Annotated in this window: 18 protein-coding genes; 16 read left to right on the top strand and 2 right to left on the bottom strand. The window is 59.5% G+C overall.

Annotated elements, in window-relative coordinates; translation table 11 throughout:
• Window positions 1-10: 10 nt before the first annotated feature.
• From CLV41_RS01020 to CLV41_RS01030, 3 genes are all read left to right on the top strand, one after another.
• Window positions 11-832: an SDR family oxidoreductase gene (locus CLV41_RS01020; protein WP_103221459.1), complete on the top strand. Its 822-nt coding sequence runs from the start codon at window positions 11-13 to the stop codon at window positions 830-832.
• Between the two features lie 108 nt (window positions 833-940).
• Window positions 941-2,176, top strand: a complete 1,236-nt coding sequence (locus tag CLV41_RS01025) for an acyl-CoA dehydrogenase family protein (RefSeq protein WP_103220424.1) — start codon at window positions 941-943, stop codon at window positions 2,174-2,176.
• A 2-nt stretch (window positions 2,177-2,178) separates the two neighbouring features.
• On the top strand, window positions 2,179-3,210 hold the full coding sequence (locus CLV41_RS01030) for a phosphotransferase family protein (protein ID WP_103220425.1): 1,032 nt from the start codon (window positions 2,179-2,181) through the stop codon (window positions 3,208-3,210).
• A 45-nt stretch (window positions 3,211-3,255) separates the two neighbouring features.
• Here the strand turns inward: CLV41_RS01030 and CLV41_RS01035 are convergent, their stop codons facing one another.
• Complete coding sequence (locus CLV41_RS01035) at window positions 3,256-5,421, bottom strand: 3-hydroxyacyl-CoA dehydrogenase NAD-binding domain-containing protein (RefSeq protein WP_328590027.1); 2,166 nt, start codon at window positions 5,419-5,421, stop codon at window positions 3,256-3,258.
• 60 nt (window positions 5,422-5,481) lie between these two features.
• Window positions 5,482-5,946 (bottom strand): tRNA (N6-threonylcarbamoyladenosine(37)-N6)-methyltransferase TrmO, encoded by a 465-nt coding sequence (gene tsaA / locus CLV41_RS01040; RefSeq protein WP_103220426.1) that lies wholly within the window; start codon window positions 5,944-5,946, stop codon window positions 5,482-5,484.
• A 582-nt stretch (window positions 5,947-6,528) separates the two neighbouring features.
• On the opposite strand from tsaA, the gene CLV41_RS01045 reads away from it, so the two are divergent.
• The 13 genes from CLV41_RS01045 (at window position 6,529) to CLV41_RS01105 (ending at window position 22,561) form a co-directional block, all read left to right on the top strand.
• Window positions 6,529-7,623 carry an ABC transporter ATP-binding protein gene (locus CLV41_RS01045; protein WP_103220427.1) on the top strand — a complete coding sequence of 365 codons (1,095 nt, stop codon included), beginning with the start codon at window positions 6,529-6,531 and terminating at the stop codon, window positions 7,621-7,623.
• Between the two features lie 84 nt (window positions 7,624-7,707).
• Window positions 7,708-8,808 carry an extracellular solute-binding protein gene (locus CLV41_RS01050; RefSeq protein ID WP_103220428.1) on the top strand — a complete coding sequence of 367 codons (1,101 nt, stop codon included), beginning with the start codon at window positions 7,708-7,710 and terminating at the stop codon, window positions 8,806-8,808.
• A gap of 72 nt (window positions 8,809-8,880) precedes the next feature.
• Window positions 8,881-10,146, top strand: a complete 1,266-nt coding sequence (locus tag CLV41_RS01055) for an ABC transporter permease (protein ID WP_103220429.1) — start codon at window positions 8,881-8,883, stop codon at window positions 10,144-10,146.
• Window positions 10,147-10,154: 8 nt separating this feature from the next.
• Complete coding sequence (locus CLV41_RS01060) at window positions 10,155-11,009, top strand: ABC transporter permease (protein WP_103220430.1); 855 nt, start codon at window positions 10,155-10,157, stop codon at window positions 11,007-11,009.
• Window positions 11,010-11,246: 237 nt separating this feature from the next.
• A complete protein-coding gene (locus CLV41_RS01065) occupies window positions 11,247-12,476 on the top strand; it encodes a M24 family metallopeptidase (RefSeq protein ID WP_103220431.1) in 1,230 nt (409 codons plus the stop codon).
• Between the two features lie 107 nt (window positions 12,477-12,583).
• Window positions 12,584-15,778, top strand: a complete 3,195-nt coding sequence (locus CLV41_RS01070; RefSeq protein WP_103220432.1) for a DUF2169 family type VI secretion system accessory protein — start codon at window positions 12,584-12,586, stop codon at window positions 15,776-15,778.
• Window positions 15,775-16,848, top strand: a complete 1,074-nt coding sequence (locus tag CLV41_RS01075; RefSeq protein WP_103220433.1) for a pentapeptide repeat-containing protein — start codon at window positions 15,775-15,777, stop codon at window positions 16,846-16,848. The genes CLV41_RS01070 and CLV41_RS01075 overlap by 4 nt, the downstream gene beginning before the upstream one ends.
• 76 nt (window positions 16,849-16,924) lie before the next feature.
• Window positions 16,925-17,326 carry a hypothetical protein gene (locus tag CLV41_RS01080; RefSeq protein ID WP_146048469.1) on the top strand — a complete coding sequence of 134 codons (402 nt, stop codon included), beginning with the start codon at window positions 16,925-16,927 and terminating at the stop codon, window positions 17,324-17,326.
• Window positions 17,327-17,346: 20 nt separating this feature from the next.
• Window positions 17,347-18,222 carry a hypothetical protein gene (locus CLV41_RS01085; RefSeq protein ID WP_103220435.1) on the top strand — a complete coding sequence of 292 codons (876 nt, stop codon included), beginning with the start codon at window positions 17,347-17,349 and terminating at the stop codon, window positions 18,220-18,222.
• 21 nt (window positions 18,223-18,243) lie between these two features.
• Complete coding sequence (locus CLV41_RS01090; protein WP_103220436.1) at window positions 18,244-19,149, top strand: hypothetical protein; 906 nt, start codon at window positions 18,244-18,246, stop codon at window positions 19,147-19,149.
• 12 nt (window positions 19,150-19,161) lie between these two features.
• Window positions 19,162-20,010 carry a hypothetical protein gene (locus tag CLV41_RS01095; protein WP_103220437.1) on the top strand — a complete coding sequence of 283 codons (849 nt, stop codon included), beginning with the start codon at window positions 19,162-19,164 and terminating at the stop codon, window positions 20,008-20,010.
• 49 nt (window positions 20,011-20,059) lie between these two features.
• On the top strand, window positions 20,060-20,671 hold the full coding sequence (locus tag CLV41_RS01100) for a DUF3540 domain-containing protein (RefSeq protein WP_103220438.1): 612 nt from the start codon (window positions 20,060-20,062) through the stop codon (window positions 20,669-20,671).
• 39 nt (window positions 20,672-20,710) lie between these two features.
• Window positions 20,711-22,561: a tetratricopeptide repeat protein gene (locus CLV41_RS01105; RefSeq protein WP_103220439.1), complete on the top strand. Its 1,851-nt coding sequence runs from the start codon at window positions 20,711-20,713 to the stop codon at window positions 22,559-22,561.
• Window positions 22,562-22,602: the final 41 nt, after the last annotated feature.

The raw sequence follows: 22,602 nt of genomic DNA on the forward strand, positions 1-22,602 counted from the left end.
GACAGAAAGCATGAGACCGGACAGATTGTTCAGCCTTTCAAGCAAGACCGCTCTTGTGACCGGCGGCGCGACGGGCATCGGCAGGATGGCCGCCGAGGGCCTTATCGCCGCAGGGGCCCGGGTCCTGATCGCCAGCCGCAACGAAGACACCTGCAAAAGCGCCGCCGAAGAGCTGAATGCCCTGGGCTATGAGGGAAAGGCGGAAGGCTTCGGCGGCGATGTCGCCAGCGAGGAAGGAATTACCGCGCTGGTCGAGGGCGTCGGCGAACGCTGCAGTCGTCTCGACATTCTGATGAACAACGCCGGGACAAGCTGGGGCATGCCGCTCGGCGAATTTCCCTATGCCGCCTGGGATCGCGTGATGCGTGTCAATGTCACCGGGCTATTCCAGCTGACTCAGGGCCTGTTGCCGCTACTGGAACGGGCGGCGAGCGACGACGACCCCGCCCGGGTGGTCAATGTCGGCTCGGTGATGGGTGAAACGCCTCATGGTGACAGGGCCTACAGCTATGCGGCCTCCAAGGCCGCCGTGCATCATCTCACCCGGATACTCGCCGGCGAACTCGCGCAAAGACGCATCACGGTCAATGCGCTGGCGCCGGGACCGTTCGTCAGCAAGATGACCGCATTCGCCACCGCGGACGAGGAGGTCCGCTCCCGTGTCGGAGCGCAGGTGCCGCTCGGCCGTGTCGGCCGGCCGGAGGATATCGCCGCCGCGATGCAGTTTCTGTGCGGACGCGGCGGTGCCTATGTCACCGGCGCGATCCTGCCGCTCAGCGGCGGGATCAATGTCGAAACGGGGCCGGATCTGTTCCAGGAAGCCTATGAGTGAGGGCTCATGCCGCAGTCCGGGCGCCCGGATTGCGTGAAAGCGTATACACGCCGGTATCCGGCGGATGCGCCGAAGAATTTTTGAAGGGACAAGCACTTGGGAGAAAACATGGATCTTGGTATTTCGGACAGGGTGCGCCCGCTTGTCGAAAAGGTCCGGCATATGGTCGAGACCGAGATCGCACCGCTGGACGTCGAATTTCACCGTGAGGTGGGCCGTCATCCCTCCGGGGACCGCTTTCAGCTGACAGACAGGCAAGTGGAAATTCTCGATGGGTTGAAGGCGAAGGCCAGGGAACGCGGCCTTTGGAATTTCTGGCTGACCGGCAGCGAACGCGGCTACGGACTGACAACCGTCGAATACGCCTATCTCGCGGAGGAAATGGGCAAGGTCGGCATCGCGGCGGAGATTTTCAACTGCAACGCGCCGGATACCGGCAACATGGAAGTGCTGGAACGCTACGGTACCGAGGCGCACAAGGAACGCTGGCTGAAGCCTCTGCTCGAAGGCGACATCCGCTCCGCCTATCTGATGACCGAACCCGACGTCGCCTCGTCCGACGCGACGAACATATCCCTGACCGCCGTCAGGAGAGGTGGCGACTGGGTTCTTAACGGCGAGAAGTGGTGGTCGAGCGGGGCGGGCGACCCGCGCTGCAAGCTCTATATCGTCATGGCTCTGACGGATCCGCAGGCGCACAAGCACAGCCGTCATTCCATGTTCCTGCTGCCGGCGGGCACGGAAGGGATAGAGGTTCTGCGGCCGATGCAGGTCTTCGGGTCGGACGATGCCCCGCACGGCCACATGCATATCCGCTTCACCGATGTCCGCGTGCCGCGGGAGGATCTGGTCCTGGGTGAAGGCCAGGGCTTTGAAGTGGCGCAGGGCCGGCTTGGCCCCGGCCGCATCCACCACTGTATGCGCGCCATCGGCCAGGCGGAAAAGGCGCTTGAGATCCTGTGCGCGCGGGCACTGAGCCGGGAAGCTTTCGGAAGGAAGCTTGCCGAGCTGGGGGGCAATTACGACATCATTGCCAATGCGCGTATGGAAATCGAGATGGCTCGGCTGCTGTGTCTGAAAGCCGCCTGGGTGATGGACACGCAGGGAACCCGCGCGGCCCAGCCCTGGATCAGCCAGATCAAGGTGGTGGCGCCGCTGATGGCGTTGAAAATCGTTGACGAGGCGATGCAGCTTCACGGCGCGGGCGGCATCAGCCAGGACTTCCCGCTGGCGGCCATGTGGACGAATTTGCGCACGCTCCGCTTTGTGGACGGTCCGGATGCGGTGCACCGCCGCCAGGTGGCACGCATGGAGCTGCGCAAATATGCAAATACCGGGACCTGACCATGAAAGCAGGCGCGGCGGATCCGGACCTTGAGGCTCTCGATACCTGGCTCGAAGTGCACTTGCCCGGGTTCCGTGGCCCGCTGCGGGCGGAAAAATTCGACCGTGGCCAGTCCAATCCCACCTACAGGCTGCGCGCCGCATCCGGCGACTATGTCCTGCGCCGCAAGCCGCCCGGCGTGCTGCTGAAATCCGCCCACGCCGTCGAGCGGGAATTCCGGGTCCAAAAGGCGCTGGCCGGGTCGGACGTTCCTGTCGCCCGGATGCATGTCCTGTGCGAGGACGAAAGCGTCATCGGCTCCGCCTTTTACGTGATGGGCCTGGTTCGGGGCCGCAACTTCGACGATCCGCGTCTGCCGGAAACCGGTCTTGAGATGCGCGCGGCCATCTATGAGGAGATGAACCGCGTTCTGGCGGCCATTCACAGCGTGGATCTGCAGGCGCGCGGCCTGTCGGATTTCGGGCCGGCGGGCAACTACTACCGGCGGCAGATCGATCGCTGGACCAAACAGTACCGGGCGAGTGAAACCGGAACGATTGCGGCCATGGAGGAATTGATCGCCTGGCTGGACGCCAACGTACCGGCGGAGGATGGCATGCGGACCCTGGTTCACGGCGATTACCGCATCGACAATCTGCTCTTTGCCGAAGATGGCCCAGCCTGCGTTGCCGTTCTCGACTGGGAACTTTCAACCATCGGCCATCCCTTCGCCGATCTCGCGGCGCTGATCATGCAGTGGCGGCTCCCGCCCGGTCCGGAGGGACGCGGCCTCGCCGGGGTCGACCGGAAAGCGCTGGGAATTCTGGAGGACGAAGCCTTCATCGACAGCTACTGCGCCCGCACGGGTCTTTCCGGTATTCCGGATTTCGGCTTCTATCTCGCCTTCTGTTTCTTCCGCATGGGCGCGATCCTCCAGGGTGTTGGCAAGCGCGCGCTCGACGGCAATGCCTCCAATCCGGAGCAGGGCCTTCGCCTCGCGGCCGCCGTGCCGCGGTATGCAGCGGGGGGGCTGGAAGCTGCGAAAAAGGTTTAGCCGCGGGCATGCCTTTAAGAACAGCCGAGAAGGAATTTGCTCCCGTTACCCTCTGTCGTTCATATACGCGAAGCTCTCGCCGCTTTCGGCCATCTTGCGAAGCAGGTCCGGGACGCGCCAGTAGTAGGAATCTTCGGCCGCATAGTCCTCGATCCGCCTCACCAGCTCCCTGGCGCCGATAAGGTCGGCCACATGCATCGGCCCGCCGCGAAAGCGCGGGAAGCCGTAGCCGAAGAGGAACACTGCGTCGATATCGATGGGCCTCAGAGCAATGCCTTCTTCCAGCACGCGGGTCGCCTCCAGGATCATGGCGGTCATGAAACGGCTGACGATCTCGTCGGAGGTAAAACCGCGCGGCGCGATCCGGGCCCTGGCGCGTTCCTCTTCGATGATCTCGAGCGCAGCCGGGTTGGGGCGGCTGCCCTCGCTGTCATATAGATAAAATCCCTGACCGCTCTTGCGGCCGAACCAGCCATTTTCACACAGCCGGTCGGCAATCGGAATATAGCGCTCCTGCGCCGGACGCGTGGCCGCGCGACGCTTGTTGGCGGCCCAGCTGATGTCGAGACCGGCAAGATCGGCCACCTGATAGGGGCCCATTGCAAAGCCGAAACCGGTCATCGCCCGGTCGATCTCTTCCGGTGATGCGCCGTCCATCATCATGTAGTCGGCGGACTTCTTGTAGAAGGTCATGATGCGGTTGCCGATGAAGCCGTCGCAGACGCCGGAGCGAACGGCGATCTTCTTCAAGGCCTTGGCAAGCGCAAAGCCCGTCGCGACCGTCTCCGCGCTGGTCTTCTCCGCAACGACGACTTCCAGAAGCCGCATCACGTGGGCGGGGGAAAAGAAATGCAGGCCGATGACGTCTTCCGGCCGGTTCGTCATCGCCGCGATCTCGTTGATATCGAGATAGGATGTGTTGGATGCCAGCACGGCTCCGGGTTTGGCGATCCTGTCGAGGGTTTCGAAGATCTCGCGTTTGACGCTCATCTCCTCGAAAACCGCCTCGATGATCAGGTCCGCCTGTGACAGGGCGGCAAGATCGGTGGAAGTCACGAGTTTCGACGCGAGGATCGCCTCGCGTCCTTCCGGCGAGAGTTTGCCGCGCTTCACGGCCCCGTCCAGATTGCGGCTGATAGCAGCCGTGCCGCGATCCAGCCCTGCCTGATCGCGTTCGCTCAATGTGACCGGAAAACCGGCCAGCAGCGCCGCGGTCGCGATGCCCGAGCCCATGGTTCCCCCGCCGATCACGCCGATGGACGCGATGTCCCTGGGTTTGGCGGCTGCTTCCGGGATCTTGGCGACGGCCCGTTCGGCGAAAAACGCATGGATCAGGCCCGCGCGCTGGGGGCTATCCATACACGCGTCGTAAAGACGGCGTTCTTCCTTCAGACCCTCGGCGATGGGCAGCCTGCTCGCCTCGACGGCGTCCACGCATTTGTGCGGTGAATAAAGAAGAGGCTGGGATCTGGCGAGTTTCTCCCGCATGGCCTGACAGGCGGCATCGTCCGGCACGACGTCCAGGTCGCCGGTCTTGCGCACCGCCAGCTTGCCGTCGATCAGGTCCTGCGCCGCCTGCAGCGCAGACTCGCGCGGATTGTTCTCGCTCAGCCTGTCGACAAGGCCGTATTTCAGAGCCTCTTCCGCGCTGATCTGTCTGCCGCTGGTGATCATGTCGAGGGCGGCGGGGATGCCCGCCAGCCGCGGTGCCCTCTGGGTTCCGCCGGCGCCGGGCAGAATGCCGAGGGTCACTTCCGGAAAGCCGGCTTTCGTCCCCTTGAGTGCGACACGGGCGTGGCAGGACAGCGCGACTTCCAGGCCGCCGCCAAGCGTTGTCCCGTGCAGAATGCAGGCAATGGGTTTGGCCGAGTTCTCCAGAAAATTGCAGACCTCGGGCAGCCAAGGGTCGAGCGGCGGCTTGCCGAATTCCCTTATGTCCGCACCGGCGATGAATGTCCGGCCCTTCGCGTAGAGCCCGATGGCCGCAATGTCCGGATCGTCCTGCAGGCGCTCGATCGCCTGACACAGGCCCGTGCGCAGGGCATGCGAAGCGGCGTTCACCGGCGGATTGTCAAGGGCGACGAGCGCGACCGGCCCGTGCCGTTCGATGGACACGACTTCATTGACACCGGTCTCGCCGGTTTCAGGATTTGTCTGCATGTAGGTCTCCCAGGGCCGCTTCGCACGAGCGGTTTCGCCGTCGAGTGTCATTTCCGCACCGGGCTTGTCAAGCGAACCTGCTTTCGCGATCCCGTCCCGGAGGTCGCACCGTCAGGAAGCAGGAGGTGTTTTGGGAGTAAAGGTGCAGCGGTCGGGTTTCAGGTCGATGAGCGGTGTCCCGTTCAGGCAATCGAGCCCGCGAACGATCAGGTTCGCTCCCTCGACCGAGACGAGCCTGGCGATAACGGTTCCGATCGGATTCGGCCGCACGGGAGAGCGCAGGGCGAAGGTGCCGGAGGTCCCCTCGCTATGATCCGGATTCTGGATCACCAGGTCCCGCCGCGACTTGTCGAGCCAGTAGAGCACTTCGACACGCTCGAATTTTTCGATGCCCTCGAGCGCCTGGACCCAGGGCTCGAAAATCTCGATCCGGCATTCAGGGCCGTCGATCTTGCCCTGGTGCGGGCACTCTTTTCTGTCGTTCCAGGGCGTGTGGATGCGCCCGATGAAATGCAGACGGGCATCGTCGGGCTGGGGGGCCGGAACGGAAATCTCATGTGGACGGATATCGGTCATGGTCGGATGTCCTGTGAGTGACTGTTGTTTGTCCGACTATACGCTTGGGATCTGCGTTCACCAGAACCTGCTTCTTATTCAGGCAGATGCCAAGGCCGGGTTGCTGGGGGAGCTTTAATCGCAGAAAGGTGCCGCTCAGGAATCATTTTGTGACGTTCCCGGACAACTGAAACAAGAAATTATAAGGTATACTCCTCGTGAAGATCGCCGGTGGGCCGTGGCTGTTGAACCTTCGTTACGCGGGCGAACGCAGATACAATGGCGCTGACGCTTCAAACCGGTCAATCTTACTGCTTTTCCCGGAAAGCAGGTTGATCTAGAGATACTTCCATCCGGAAGAAGATATTCCTTTCTCCGGGGGATTTGTCTTGAGTAAAAATTCCGCCAGGCCGCTTCAGTGCAAAATATTAATTCACCGGCTGATCAAAAAAAATCCATTTTTTTTCAATGCCCCCTTTCAATGCGGCGGCAATTTTGTTTTTCTATGCAGGTTCGTGTCAATCGATAGCTCTAGGGGGATGATCGTCACCTGAGGGTTGTTGGCTACGCGCCTAATAATAATGAACCGGACTTGGGGACAAAATGGCGAACACAAGGGGCGCTGCTGTTAAGTATGACGGCGTTCAAAAGAGCTATGACGGGGAAACCCTTGTCGTAAAGAACCTCAATCTCGACATCCCACCTGGCGAATTCCTGACCATGCTCGGGCCGTCGGGATCCGGAAAAACCACCTGCCTGATGATGCTGGCGGGTTTCGAGCCGGCGACCCACGGTGAGATCTTTCTCAACGACCGGCCGATCAACAACGTTCCGCCGCACAAGCGCGGCATCGGCATGGTCTTTCAGAACTACGCTCTGTTTCCGCACATGACGGTGGCCGAAAACCTGGCGTTTCCGCTTCAGGTTCGCGGCGTTGGCAAGGCGGATCAGCGTGAGAAGGTGCAGCGGGCGCTTGAAATGGTCGAGCTCGGCGCATTCGGAAACCGCCGTCCGGCGCAACTGTCCGGCGGTCAGCAGCAGCGTGTCGCCGTGGCCCGCGCGCTGGTTTTCGACCCGGAACTTGTGCTGATGGACGAACCGCTCGGCGCGCTCGACAAGCAGCTGCGCGAGCAGATGCAGTATGAAATCAAGCACATTCACGAGAATCTCGGCGTTACCGTGGTCTATGTCACGCACGACCAGACCGAGGCCCTGACCATGTCAGACCGGGTAGCCGTGTTCAATGACGGCATCATCCAGCAGCTGTCGACGCCGGACGACCTTTACGAGGAACCCCAGAACTCGTTCGTCGCCCAGTTCATCGGCGAAAACAACAAGCTGAACGGCAAGGTGATCGAGGTTCAGGGAGGCGAATGCCTCGTCGAACTCGATGACGGCAGCCAGCTCAAGGCGGACAGGGTCAACGTGTCCGCTGTGGGCGACAGGACGACCTTGTCGCTGCGGCCGGAACGGGTGGAGTTCGACACCAACACATCGATGGACAATCTGGTCAATGGCCGGATTGAGGAACTCATCTATCTCGGCGACCATATCCGCGTTCGCATGAACGTCGCCGGCAATAACGAGTTCATCGTCAAGGTTCGCAACCGCGGAGAGAAGCGCAAGCTGAATGTCGGTGAGACAGTCCAGGTGGGCTGGGCTCTGAACGACTGCAAGGCACTCGACGCTGTTGTCTGAAATCGCCCGGCGGCCGGGTCCCGGCCGTCAGCGACCAAAACGGAAGAGCATCCGTTAAAATCCTAAAAGAGGGAGCTAGAATCCATGAAGCTCAAAACCGTAATTCTTGCAGGCACCGCTCTGGCTTTTGCCGGCGGCGCTGCCGTTGCTGAAGACATGACCCTGGTCTCCTGGGGCGGCGCTTATCAGGCGTCCCAGAAGGCTGCCTACGCGGATCCCTATGTCGCGGACCATCCGGACATCAACGTGATCTGGGACGAGTCCTCCGCTGAAGCCGTTGCGAAACTGCGCGCAATGAACGAAGCCGGTAACGTCACCTGGGACCTGGTTGACGTTGTTGCGTCCGACGCCATTCGTCTGTGCGACGAAGGCCTGGCAATGGAAATCGATCCGGACACGGATCTTGCGGCAGCTCCGGACGGCACCTCTGCGGCGGACGATTTCGGCGACCTGCTGGTCTCCGAGTGCTTCATTCCGCAGATCGTCTATTCCACCACCTTCGGCTACCGCTCCGACGTTGCGGACTGGGGCGGCAAGGAGCCGGACGACATTTGCGACGTGTTCGATCTGGAAGCCTTCCCGGGCAAGCGCGCCCTGGAAAAGCGTCCGATCAACAACATGGAATGGGCACTGCTGTGTGACGGCGTTGCAAAGGACGACGTCTACGAGGTTCTGGAAACCGAAGAAGGTCAGGACCGTGCGTTCAAGAAGCTCGACACCATCAAGGACAGCGTCGTCTGGTGGTCCGCAGGTGCGGAAACGCCGCAGCTTCTGGCTGACAGCGAAGTCGTGATCGGCTCCACCTACAACGGTCGCCTGTTTGCTCTGATCGAAGAGCAGAAGCAGCCGGTGAAGATGCTGTGGGACGCCCAGGTGTTCGACCTTGACGGCTGGATCATCCCGGCCGGACTTCCGGAAGACCGCCTTGCCCGGGTGAAGGACTTCCTCAAATTCGCCACGGACACTCAGCGTCTGGCGGATCAGGCGAAGTACATCTCCTACGGCCCGGCCCGCAAGTCGTCCGCTCCGCTGGTCGGCAAGCATGCTGATCTCGGCATCGACATGGCTCCGCATATGCCGACCGATCCGAACAACGCCAAGAACACCTTCCTCTATAACTATGAGTGGTGGGCGGATTACCGTGACGACATCGACGCCAAATTCCAGGCGTGGCTGTCCCAGTAAGCCATTGAGGCTCCGGTCCGGGTGGGTGAAGTCCCGCCCGGACCTTCAAATTGATTTGCGGAAGACTGTTTCATGAGCGATACCACAGCCGGTCAGGTTCTCACCACGAAGGACGGAAAGCCGCTCAAGGCGGCCCTTGCCAGGGCGCTGCGCAGGGAAAAACTGCGTTCCCTCGCGCTGATCGCACCGTTGCTCATCTTCGTGCTGCTGACCTTTGTCGCACCGATCGTGGACATGCTCTTCCGGTCCGTTGAAAACGGCATCGTCGAGGAGACGCTTCCCAGAACCGTGGCCGCCCTGCGTGTTTGGGACCCGGAGTCCGCACAGGTGCCCGACGAAGCGGTCTTCGCCGCTCTTTACGGGGATCTGGCGGTCGCCGTCGAGGAAAAGAAACACACCCGCCTCGGCTCCCGGCTGAACTACGAGGAAAGCGGTATTTCCAGCCTGTTCCGCAAGACCGGACGGCGCGTCAACCGCATGGACGAGGCCGGCCCGTTCAAGGAACAGTTTCTTGATGCGGACGACAAATGGGGCGAAGTCGCCACCTGGCAGGTGCTGCGGCAATTCTCGCCGCGTTACACCGATGGCTATTTCCTGAACGCCTTCGACGCGCAGAGAACGGCCGATGGTATCCAGATGAAGCCGGAAGATGAGCGGATCTACATGCTCCTGTTCGGCAGAACCCTGTTCCTGTCGATCGTGATCACCGTTTCCTGCCTGCTGCTCGGCTATCCGATCGCGTTTCTGCTCGCGGCTTTGCCGCTGCGCAGTTCGAATCTCCTGATGATCCTTGTGCTGCTGCCCTTCTGGACCAGTCTCCTGGTCCGCACATCGGCATGGAAAGTGCTTTTGCAGCAACAGGGGGTGATCAACGACTTCCTGGTCTGGACCGGTCTGATCAGTGACGCGAGCCGTCTGGTGATGATCAACAACCAGACCGGCACGATCATCGCCATGACGCATATTCTTCTGCCCTTCATGATCCTGCCGCTCTATTCGGTGATGAAAACCATCTCGCCGACCTACGTGCGCGCGGCAAAGAGCCTTGGCGCCAATGACTGGACGGCGTTCTGGCGGGTCTATTTCCCGCAATCCGTACCGGGGATCGGCGCGGGCGCGGTGCTCGTCTTCATCCTGTCGATCGGCTATTACATCACACCGGAACTGGTGGGCGGCACATCGGGCATCTTCATCTCGAACCGGATCGCCTATCACATTTCCTCGTCGCTGAACTGGGGGTTGGCAGCCGCTCTGGGTACCCTGCTCCTCGTCGCCGTGATGGTTCTCTTTGTTGTCTACGACAAGATCGTCGGCATCGATAACGTGAAACTGGGCTAGGCCAAGATATGAGCGCACTCCCCCCCTATGCGTCCCCCTTGCAGCGGACCTGGTACTACTCCTTCCGGGTGATCTGCGGACTGATCTTCTTCTTTCTGATCTTTCCGATCCTGGTGATCCTGCCGCTCAGCTTCAACGCCCAGGATTTCTTCACCTTCACCAAGGAAATGCTGGCGCTGAATCCTGCCGGCTATTCCTTCAAGCACTATCAGGACTTCTTCACCAACCCCGACTGGCAGCAGGCCCTCACCAATTCGGTGATGATCGCGCCTGTGGCAACGCTGCTGGCAACATCCTTCGGCACAATCGCCGCGGTTGGCCTGTCCCAGTCTCATGTGCCCTACAAGCCGGCCATCATGGCCGTGCTGATCTCGCCGATGATCGTGCCGCTGATCATCTCCGCTGCCGGCATGTATTTCTTCTATTCCCGTATCGGCCTGCAGGGCACCTACTGGGGCGTTGTGCTGGCCCATTCCGCACTCGGCACGCCCTTCGTGATCATCACGGTGACGGCGACGCTGGTCGGTTTCGACCGGTCCCTGGTGCGGGCATCGGCGAGCCTTGGCGCGAACCCGGTCACCACTTTCTTCAAGGTACAGATGCCGCTGATCATTCCTGGCGTCGTTTCCGGCGCCCTGTTCGCCTTCATCACCTCCTTCGACGAAGTGGTGGTGGTGCTGTTCCTGGGGTCGGCCGGTCAGAAGACCCTGCCCTGGCAGATGTTTACCGGGCTGCGCGAACAGATTTCTCCGACCATTCTGGCGGTGGCATCGCTGATGGTGGCAATTTCGATCGTTCTTCTGACCGTGCTGGAGATGCTGCGCCGCAGGTCGGAACGACTGAGGGGACTTACGCCGGGTTGACCCGGTAAGGAGCCTTATCGGCTCCGCTGCATTCCACAGGAGCCGGTGGCGGAACGCCAGCCACCGGGGGACGGGTCCGAAGGACTTTCCCGGCAGCAGACAATCTGATTACGGGCCTGGCGGGCCGGCTTCTTTTTCGGAAGCCGGCCCGTTTTGCGTTTCAGGCCCAAAAACCGGAAACCTGCAACGGCCAAAGGCCATCCGGGTCGGGGACCCGAAGGGAAAAGGAGACATCCGATGAGTGACGACATGATCCGTATCTACGAGATGAACAACGGCGAAAAGGCCTTCTCGCCCTTCTCGCCCTCAGAGATGGACCGCAGGCAGAACGGGCTCAGAAAGCTCATGGCGGAGCGGCGGATCGACGCCTGCCTGTTCACCTCCTACCACAACATCTGTTATTACTCCGGCTTCCTCTACTGCTATTTCGGCCGAAAATACGGCTTCCTCGTTACCCAGGAAAAGGCGGTCACCATTGCCGCGGGCATCGACGGTGGCCAGCCATGGCGCCGGACGCATGGCGATACGGTCATCTATACGGACTGGCGTCGCGATAATTATTTCCATGCCATCCAGTCGTTGCTGGAGATGCCGAACCCGTCGGTGAAACGGATCGGCATCGAGTTCGATCATGCCTCCCTCGATTTTCTGAAGCAGCTCGAAGCGGCCCTGCCGGGCGTCGAGTTCGTGGATATCGCCGCGGACGCCATGGCGCAGCGCACGATCAAGAGCGCGGAAGAACATGTGCTCATCCGCGAAGGCGCCAGAATCTGCGATGTTGGTGGAGCCGCCCTTGTGGAGGTGGTCGCGGCCGGCGTTCCCGAGCACGAGGTAGCGATGGCTTCCACCAACGCCATGATCCGCGAGATCGCCGGGTCCTTCCCCTTCGTCGAACTGATGGACACCTGGACCTGGTTCCAGTCGGGCATCAACACGGACGGTGCGCACAATCCGGTCACCAACAAGCGGGTCGAGGCAGGCGACATTCTCAGCCTCAACTGCTTCCCGATGATCTTCGGCTATTACACCGCTCTGGAACGCACGCTCTTCTGCGAATACGTCCCCGACGCGCATCTGCGTCTCTGGGAAATCAACTGCCACGTTCACCGCGAAGGCCTGAAACTCATCAGGCCAGGCGCAAAGTGCTCTGATATCGCCGCCGAACTCAACGACATCTACCGCGGCCATGATCTGCTCAAGTACCGCAGCTTTGGCTATGGCCATTCCTTCGGTGTCCTCAGCCACTACTACGGCCGCGAGGCCTCGGTGGAACTCAGAGAGGATGTCGAAACCGTGCTTGAGCCGGGCATGGTGGTCTCCATGGAACCGATGATCATGGTGCCTGAAGGCCGGGCCGGGGCGGGCGGTTACCGCGAACACGACATCCTGATCGTGACCGAGACCGGCGCGGAAAACATCACCTGTTTCCCCTTTGGACCCGAGCATAATGTCCTTCCGAAACGGTAAGAAAGCATAGCTTTTCCGCGAGTTTTTCAGCTGTCGGGACAGATAAATAATGCCTTCACAAAAATGAAGACGAGAGGTGGTTAATTGGCTGAAAATAAGGTTCGCATATGCCCGACTTATATAAGCCTTTTCGCCTCTCGTGTATTCAGAACGTACAGCCGCTTGCCGACAAGCATGTTCTGTATGCAACGGTCTATTTCGGCTTCAGTCTGAGCGAGCCGGGGAGCCTGCTTTCCGAAGCTGAATATATGGAAAAGTCCACCGGACATTTCCCTGACGGCGGCTTCCTGGACATGGGGTTTCCGAAGGAATGCCCGGAACTTCTGATCGCCGGGGAGGCGAGGGCACCGTCGGGCACCAGCGTAAAGGCGCAGGATCTTCTTGTCCGCGTCGGTCCGATAGAAAAAAGAGCCACTGTTTTCGGCGACAGACACTGGGTGAAGGAAACCGACCGGATCGTACTGCGCGATGCCGAACCCTTCGAAGCTATGCCGCTGACCCCGGCGCATGCTTATGGCAGTGAAACCCATCCCCTCAATCCGGACGGGCGGGGGCATGATCCGGCCTATATTCTCGACCATTTCGGACATGCCGCGCTACCCAATATCGAAAATCCGGACAAGCTGATCCTGCAGCCGGCCGACCGGCCTGAACCTGTTCTTTTTGGCCCGCTCGGCCACGAACATCCGCTGCGCAAATCGAAACTCGGCGACCCGCGGGCGCAGTGGCTGACCACGACCTTCCCCGGTATGCCGCCGGGCTTTGAAAATGCCTATTTCAACGTCGCACCACTCGATCAGCGCACGTCTGGCAGCCTGACCGGTGACGAGCCTGTCACTGTGGTGGGAATGTCCGGCACAGATCCGGTAATCAATTCCGCGCTTCCCGGTTTGCGTCCGAGGCTTGTGGCAATCCACGACAGGAAGGCGGAGCGTTTCACCGATCTGGACCTGCGTCTGGAAACGGTCTGGATTTTCGGAACAGGCGGATTTGGCGGCCTCTATTACCGGGCGGCCATCCGCGCGGATGACGACAAGGTTTCCAATGTCGTGGCGCTCGTCGTCGGAGCCGAACGCCTGAGCGACGCGCCCCGTCCGGCCGAATACTACGCGGAAGTTTTCAGGCTGCGGTCCGATCCGGCGGAAGGCGCCCTGCATACGCTCAACGATACGCAGCTCATGCCGCCGATGTCCCAGGCCGAAGCAGAAGAGCTGAAACTGCGGTCTGACGCATACAGCGAGTCGATTGCCGCGAAATTCGACAAGCAGTTTCAATTTGCCGCCGACAAGATGATAAAGGACAGCAAACTGCCTGCGATGTTCCTGCCGAAGGAAACCCTGCCGAAAGCGCCGCGCCTGCCTTTGCCGAACCCCAAGGATCTTGCCGCCGGCAAGATCGATCTTGCAAAAACGGTCAAGGATCTGCTTGCCGCCATGGGAGCGGCCCATGCCCAATTCGATGCGTTGCGCACAACGGAGTTTGCAAAACTTTCCGCCAAGGGCATTCCGGTTCCCAAGGATGCGACGGCAGTCATTCAAAAGGCGATTGAGACCAACGACCCGAACGCGAAACAGCTTATCGAGGCGGCCGCCAGGCTGGACGATCTGGGATCGAATTTCGGCAAGATCGGCAAGAAGCTGCTTAAGGACGAGGAGGCCAGGACAGCAACCTCGATCCAGCCGCTCGCCGAAATGGACCCGGAAGTGGATCAGGCGGCGTTGGACAGCATCGACGAGATCCTGAAGACACTGCCGGGCAGCTCCGCAGGCGGCGAGGACGTGTTCCATCTCGCAAAGGCGCGTGCGCTTGCCTTGCCTGAAGCCGATCCGTTCTACGAGATGCAACAGCGCCTGAAGGAGTTTTCCCAACAGGCGAGCGACGCTCCGCTGGCTCCGCGAGGCGGCGAACAGGTTGCGCCGGACGACGCTTTGTCCGATCCGAAATTTCTGGAGGCAAAACCTATCGATGTGGCGTCTATCGCTGCAGGCATGAAGGAAATGAGTGCGGCTGCCCAGAAGGGCGCTCAAAAGATCGATGCACTGCTGGCGGACATCCTGCCCTCCAGTGCCGGTGGTGAACTGCCCCCGGTGATGGAAGCGCTGAAAGCGCGCGCCAAAATGCCGGTGCCGAAACCCGATGTGAAATCGGTGGCCGATATTCTCAAAAAGGGCCAGGACGCGGCTGAAACCACGGAAGAGATCTTCTTTGCGGAGCTGGACGAAGAAGCGCGCGGATTTCTTTTGTCCGGCGATCACGAGCGTACCTACATTCCCGAACCGGTCTATCCGCTGGAGAACTATGCCCAATCGGTGCGGGACCGGCTGGGTCGATTGATTGTCGACCATGTTGCTGCCGGTACGTCCTTTGCCCGGCGCGACATCGCCAACGCCAATCTTGCCGGTGCGGATTTGCAGGGTCTGGATCTTCAAGGCGTGCTGATGGAGCAATCCGATCTGACCTCTGCAAATATCCAGGGCTCGAATTTTTCCGGCGGTGCATTGACCGCGGTGGTGCTGGCCAACGCCAACGCGTCGGACTGCGACTTTTCAAGGACAAACTTGGCCAAGGCGAACGCGGTCAATGCGAAACTCGACCGCAGCCGGTTTTCCGACCGCCTTCTTCTTGAGGCGAATTTCGCTTCCGCCTCAATGAAACAGGCCAGCTTTTCCGGTCTTGTCGCACAGAATTGCAGCTTTTCGGATGCCGATCTGAGCGGGGCGATATTTGAAAATTGCGTCTTCAACACCTGCAATCTGACCGATGCGCGGTTCGATGGGGCAAAATTCGTCAAATGCATGTTCATCGAATGTGCAGCGGAAAACTCTTCCTGGGCCAAAGCAGGTTTCGACCGGCAATTGTTCGTCAAACTCTCCGCGCGGTCCTCCCGCTGGGACGAGGCGGTATTCGACAGGTCCACATTCGTCGGAAAATCCCAACTGCCGGAAAGCAGCTTCAAGGGTATCAGAATGCTGGTGTCTTCGTTCCTCGAAGCAAACCTGAGCTTGTGCTGTTTCCGGAAATCGGATGTGCGCGACGGTCTGTTCCTGGGCTGCAACATGCAGTCGACGGACTTCAGGGTCTCGCGTGCCCGCAAGGCCGTCTTCAATGAATCGGATCTCAGGCATTCGGATTTCTTCGGCACCGACCTCATGGAGGCGCAGCTCAATTCGAGCGATGCCCGGTTCACGAGCTTTCGCGGTGCAAGCCTCTATTCGGCCAATCTGCGCGGCGCACAGGTTGCCTCCGCCGACCTGACCCATGCAAATCTGGGTCACACGCTTCTGGAGTTGCCCGCGTCATGACCCTGGAGGAGCTGCTGATACAAATCGAGTTCGGCGTGTCCTTGAACAGGGAGGATTTCTCCCGGCGAACCTTTGAGGATGCCGAATTCACCGAAGCAAAGTTTGCGGACTGCAATTTCACCCGCTCCCGCTTCATGCGGTGCCGGTTCAACGAAAGCGTCCTGGCATCATGCGATTTTTCCGGCGCGGCGTTCCTCGAATGTGTGTTCGAAGAGAGCGAGTTTCTGATCGGCAAGGGCGAGCACGCGCAATTTCACGGCTGCAGTTTCAAATCGACCTACTTCATGAAAACAAATCTGGCGAATGCCCGGTTCCATGAGATCGGCATCGACGAAGGGGCTTTCATGTGCTGCGACCTGACCGACGCCTCTTTCAGGGGGGCAATGTTGGAACGGGCGTCATTCGCGGAAAGCACGATCGATCGGATCGATCTGGAAGGCGCAAGTCTTTTCAGGGGCGTCATCAGCGGTGCGGACCTGCGGCAGGCAAATCTGACCGGCACATCCTTTCATCAGATCCTGATGACGGATGCGAACCTGAGCAACAAGGATCTGTCCGGACAGCGGTTTCGCGAATGCGCACTCGTCAATGCGCAGGTGGAAAACGTCAATTTTCAGGGCTGCGACCTGACGCAGACCTCGTTTGTGAACAGCAATGTGACTAGGTCGGATTTTCGCGATACGGAATTTCGTTTCGCCATGCTCGCAGGCTCGGATATTTCCGGGGCGCGTTTTGAAAAGGCGAACATGAACAATGCCGTTTTGGCGAACGCAACGGTCAAGGCAGCCAATTTCACCGGCACACAACTGAATATGGCGGTGTTCGACAGTGCCGACTGCCAGGCTGTGATGTTCGAAAAGGCGAAACTGGATTTTGCCGATTTTTCCAATGCGGACTGCAGCGCGGCGAATTTCGCGGCGGCGCAATTCAGCATGACCAAGTTGCACGCGACCGATTTGTCCGGAGCTTTGCTGTCCGGCGTCACCGGCAGCACCGTACCCACGCTGGAGCCCCGGCTGATCGCGCAGGCTTATCGTCCGGATCAGGTCAGGCTGGAAGGCGAAATGTAATCTGCAGCACACTTTGCCTGCGCGCGCGCTGGTTGGGTTGAAGCAACTCCTTGATTTGAATTGAAAGGAACAGGCCGTGCCGTTTTTGAATAGCTCCGGACCGATCCCCTCGGTGGATTTGTCGCCGGTTGACCCATATCTTCAGGTAACGCCTGTGGGCCCGGTGCCGATGGTTGTTCCGGCAGCGGGATTTCGCGCTTCCACCATTCCATCGCAATTCGCGTTTTATTACATCGCGTTTTTCATTCACACGATGCTTTCCATTATTCCCGCCTGCATCGCAGGTCCCGGCCCGGGCCTGATCTCCGGCCTGCCGATGAGTGCGAGCCGGTCCGGCAAGGGATCTATACGGCTGCTTGTCCAGGGCCAACCGGCGGGAAGGTCGCTGATGGATATGCCATTTGAAAACGGACTGACCGTGAATTCGGTCGGCATAACGTCTCCAGGTCAGCCGACCGTCTTGAATCCGACGGGCTGACTGAAGCGGGAGGGGCAGTGATGAGCAGCAATGTCAATACGCGGTCTTCGGACTGGACGTCCAAGCATATCTATATCGCCGTTCCCCGGAATGGCGGTTCCGATCCTTTCAGCGGGCAGTATCTGCGTTTGGAAGAATATGTCGGCGGCGACGAGGACAGCCATCTGCCGAACGGCGTTGCAACCTCCGGCCTGACGGGTATTTCCATTTCCTCCACCGGCCATTTCCTTCTGAAATCCGGCCTGGGCGTTTACGAGACATTCGCCAAGGGACTGAGGGAAACGGTGAGTGGTGCCGGTCACACGATCACCATCGACAAAGGCGACTGGAAGCTTGTCGCCGACAATGGCTCGGTCACGATCACGACCGGCAATACCGGTGTCGGCGTCGGAACGATGAAGTTCAAATCGACCGGCTCGGACATTGAGATCAAGGCGCTGAAGGGGATGTACTACTCCTCCGACAAGCGGGACATCAAGACAAGCGAATCCGACTCGGTCAAGTTCATCGCGGGCTATGAATATTCAGGCGTTCTCGGTCACACCAGAAAGATCAACAGCGGCTTCGCGATGAGCATCAACGTCATCGGCGACCTCTATATCAAGACGTCCGACGTCAAATTCACCGGAATTGCGTTGAAGATGACGGCCTTCTCCCACTCGTTCGTCGTTGCGTCCATCAAAGGTGTGATCGTCAATTTCAAGATCGGCGTCATCATGGGCAAGAAGATGATCGTCTACAACAAGCTGACTGCCTGGCAGGTCTATTTCGAGATGGCGAAGGACGAGAAAAAGGCCTTCCAGGTCGATGCAGAACTGAACGGAATGGAAACGGCGGTCGCCCATGCGGAGTCGGCGGCGATGAATGTCAGCATGTGGCAATTGATCAAGATGTAGTCCGGCTCAGGGGAGCGTAGCATGGCATATACCTATTTGGGCGTTCCGCCCCGGTCGGGCCAGTCAGCGGCAATTGAAACAGGTGTCTATCTGCGCATGGGCACCTATGTCGACGATGCGTCCGTGAACGAAGCCGGCGAATTTCCGGGCCACTTCTATACGGCGCCCGACACGAACGACGCGGCGGTGATGGCAACCGCCGAAAACGCCGCGCTTTCCACCAGCGAAGGCATCTTCATCACAACGGTCGGCACCTATGTCGTTCAGGCCAGAGACGCGGCCACGGTGGAAATCCAGAATGGCGTGAACCAGGACCTCACCGGCGATGCAGGGACCTGGTCGACCACGGTCGAGAGCGGCGACATTGCAATCGACATCCGGAACGGTGCCTTCAATGTTACGGGCAAGACGTCCTATCTGATCGAATCCGATACGTCCGACGTCAAGTTTACCGCGTCGAACGGCAAGATCTCGACATCCGGCAATTACATCTACAATCACACTTACGGCAGCTACATAAAGTGGGTCGACGCCAATTCGACGTCCGGGGTTCAAGGCACAAAGACCAATGTCAGCATTGCCCTGGTGATGAGTTTCTACGGCGCGCTGGTCCTGTCGGCGAAAGTTTCCAGCTTGTCGATGAAGGTTGAAAGCGCCAGCGCGACGGGTGTGAAGATCGGCGGAGGCGGTATCTCGCTCGGTATGACCTGGTACGCCCATGACATCGTCGCAAACGATATCAAGGTGGCCTGGATGTACATCAAATATCGCGGAGTGCAGTTGGAAAGCACCGCCGCGCAGACCGACACCACCGGCCTGATGAGTATTGACGGGCACACGGTGTCTTTGAACAAGGCCGCGGCGATCGCGAACACCTCAACCTTGAAGGGGGCGTTCGGCATCACATCCACGCTTCCGGGCAGCTAAGGAGACCGTCTGATGTCTTACGTATTCTATTGGGCTCCCGGCAATAGCGACAATTATTTCCACCAGGGCCACTACCTGCGGCTTGGCGCTTTTGAAGGGCAGTGGGAACCGGACAGCGTCAATATCGAGGATGGCTCCGGCAATGCCCAGGGCATCTATTTCCATACGGCCGGCCAATACACCCAAAAAGCCACCGGCTGCTATTATCAGGCCGTCAACGGACCGGTGAAACGCACTATCGAGAGTGAAGACTACACCTATACCAATACCGGCGGTGACTACGACGCAACCACCCAGGGCGGCGTGAAGATACGGGCCAGGAATTCGGTCAGCGTATCTTCCTCGGAAGTGACACCCGACGATGAGACCCACACGTCCATCAAGATCGATGCCGGCGACAAGGACGTTTATTACAAGCAGGGCAAATACAACAAGGAAACCACGACTTACAAAAAGAAGATCGTGAAAGCCCATTCCCACAAAACCAATATCGGCCCGGTCGTAAAGACACATGGCGGCACCGGCGTGCACACCTATGTCAGCTTCGAGCTCGGCTACAAGACGATGAGCGTCGGCATCAAGGTTTCCGAAGTCAGTTTCAAAGGGTTGTCGCTATCCATGGGTGGCACCAAGAACGGCATGACCCTGTACACCTCGGTGGGATTTTACGTCATCGACAGCAAGAAAGTCTGGCTCGATGAAGAATTCAGCTGCGTGAAGAACGAAGTCAAAACCTTTCGCTTTACCGGAGGCATCGCGCAAGCCTGGAAATATCTGGGCGCGGTTCGAAGCGAAATCGCAAGCGGCACAAGCGCCAAGAATATCGAAATCACATCAAACGGGATGCAGATCAACCTGTAGCCTCGTGCCGGGGCTGAATACTTTCCAGGCTTGGTCAGGGGGACCTAAAATGAGTGAAAACAAAATAACGGGCGAACCGTCTGCACTTCCCGGCGTGGCCGCCGCAATGCCTGCCATCGCCGGGGCCGGCTCCGTGGAGCAAATTGTTGCAGGCAAAAAAGGCGGTCTGGTCCTTCGGGACCAGGGTGGCGGGGAAAGGACATTCCGCAAGGCTGTCAGCTGTCTCGTCACGCCGCAGGTCAATGACCGGGTTCTGACGGCCGGCATCGGCGGCCAGACTTATGTGCTTGCAATTCTCGAGCGTGAGGCAGGCGAAACACTGAAAATCGAAAGCTCGGGCGCTCTCGAATTCTCCGCAAAACGGATCGCGTTCAAGACCGGCTTTCTGGATATTCTGGCGGAAACGGTGACCATGGCCGGCAACGCCATTCATTCGCTGTTCCGCCGTTCCAGACGGATTGTCGGTCATGATGAAACGATGGCCAATTCCTCTTCGCTCAAGGCGAATGACCGCGCCGTTGTCATTGCGCAAGCAGATGTTTCCCATGCAGGTCTCGTGAGCCAGAAGGTCGACGGTCCGTTGGCTGTCAAATCCAGGACCGCCATCTTGAGTTCCGATGGCGATATCCGCCTGAACGGCGAACGTGTGAATGTGGGGTAGGTCCCCTCTTGGGACCGGAGTGGGGAAAAGTTCCGACTGATGGCAAGTGTGAATGAATTGCTCCAGGCAGCGGGAAACCTGCTTGACGAAGGTGAAGTTGAAAGCGCGCTGGAACTGACGCGTCAGGCCGGAGCGAAGGCGCCGAATTCAGCGCGTGTCGCCAAGGCGCACGGCGCCTGTCTGATTGCGAACGGCGACTTCGAAAACGCGGCGAATTGTTTCGAACTCGCCTTGAGCATCGATCCGGATGACACGGCGGCTTGCCATGATCTTGGTGTGGCCAATCAGGCAACCGGCAACAGGGAAACAGCGCGGCTTCATTTCGAAAGGGCCCTGACGCTCAACCCGGAGAACATGTCCACCCATGAAGCGCTTGCCGCCATCCTGGTGGAGGACGGTGAGTTTGACGATGCCATCCGCCATCTGCAGATCGCGCTCAATGCCAATCCGGAAGACGCAAACACGATTGCCAATTTCGCCGCCATCCTGATGCGTGTCGGCGCTCTTTACGATGCACGTGTTCATTTCGAAAAAGCCTATGGAATCGCGCCGGACAACCCGAACATCACCGTGCCGCTGATCCACATTCTTCAGGAGCTGGGTGAGCTGGGTGAAGCGCATATGCTGGCGGAAAAACTCTATCTGCGCCGGCCGCGTGATCCGGTCGCTCTTGCGCCGTTTGCAAGTGCACTCGCCCAGACCGGCGATCTGGACCAGGCGAGAAGACACGCGGAAACCTGCCTCAAACTCGCTCCCGACTTCGTTCCGGCACTGGATGCCTTTGCTCTGGTGACGGCCTACCAGGGCGAGCCGGAACTCGGCATTGCCAGACTTTCCGAAGCCTTGAAAAAGGCTCGCTCCAATCCGCATCTCTATCTTTCCATGGCCGCTGCCCTGTTGCGGATCGGGCGGTTCGATCAGGCTGTGGCGATGGCTGGCGAGGCGCTCAAGGACGGCACGGCGCGGGCCAGTGCCTATCTTCTTCTGCGGCAGTGCCTGAGCGTCAGCGGCAACCTGGAGCAGATGGTGGAGTTGAGCCGCGAATTGGCCTCCGATCAGGCGCTTGGCGGGGCAAAGGAGTTGCTGAAAGGCGATCTTGTCATACCCTTCGAAACCAAACCGCTCGAGGCTGTGCTGCTGTCCCGCTTCGCCTCAAGGCCTTACCGGGTAAACGGCGAAGTAGCTGCCAATGTCAGCGCACCCGAACCGTTGTTACCGCTTTTGAAGCGAATGCCTCTGGCAGGGGAGCTCCGCCAGATCCAGGCTGAGGATCTGGCGAAAGCCTCCGTGAACGAAGATGCGCATTTCATCACGCAGCTCGCGCTGAACCAGAGGCTGTTGACCTATTCTCCGGACAAGTTTCAGCCTTACCTTTTTGGCGATCCGCAGAACGATGATTTCTGGCGAGGCTCCCTTGCGCCGCTCAAGCCTCCCTTCGCCGGGGTCGTCTGGTCGAAATATCCGCCGGCGGCCCGTTTGCAGGATATCGACGTGGCGCTGGCCGATTGGCCGGGTACGATCGTCAGCCTTGTCTGGGACGACCAGCGGATGGAGCTTGAAGGCAACAGGCGGATCATCGACGCCGGCCGTCACCTCGCCTCGCTTGAGGCGCTTGTCGATCTCATCGGCAAGATGGACCTGGTCGTGGGTACGGACAGCCTGGCGTTGCACATTGCGGGCGCCATGGGCGTTCCCGGCGCGGCCTTGGTCACACAGGAGAAGTCCTGGTACTGGTATCACAGGGAAGGAAAGTCCTTTTGGTATCCGAGTTTCCAGGTTGTCGAACGGCTGTGGCAGGAAACGGACGAGGCCTATCGCGACAGGGTTTCAAAGGTTGCGTCAACCTGCCTGAAAGATGCCGGGCCTGTAGAAAATTCCGCCTCGGCCTAGCTGCTGGCGGGGCTTGTTTCCGTTGGGCGGGAACTTTGCCG

This window comes from Roseibium marinum (assembly GCF_002906165.1).
Lineage (GTDB): Bacteria > Pseudomonadota > Alphaproteobacteria > Rhizobiales > Stappiaceae > Roseibium > Roseibium marinum.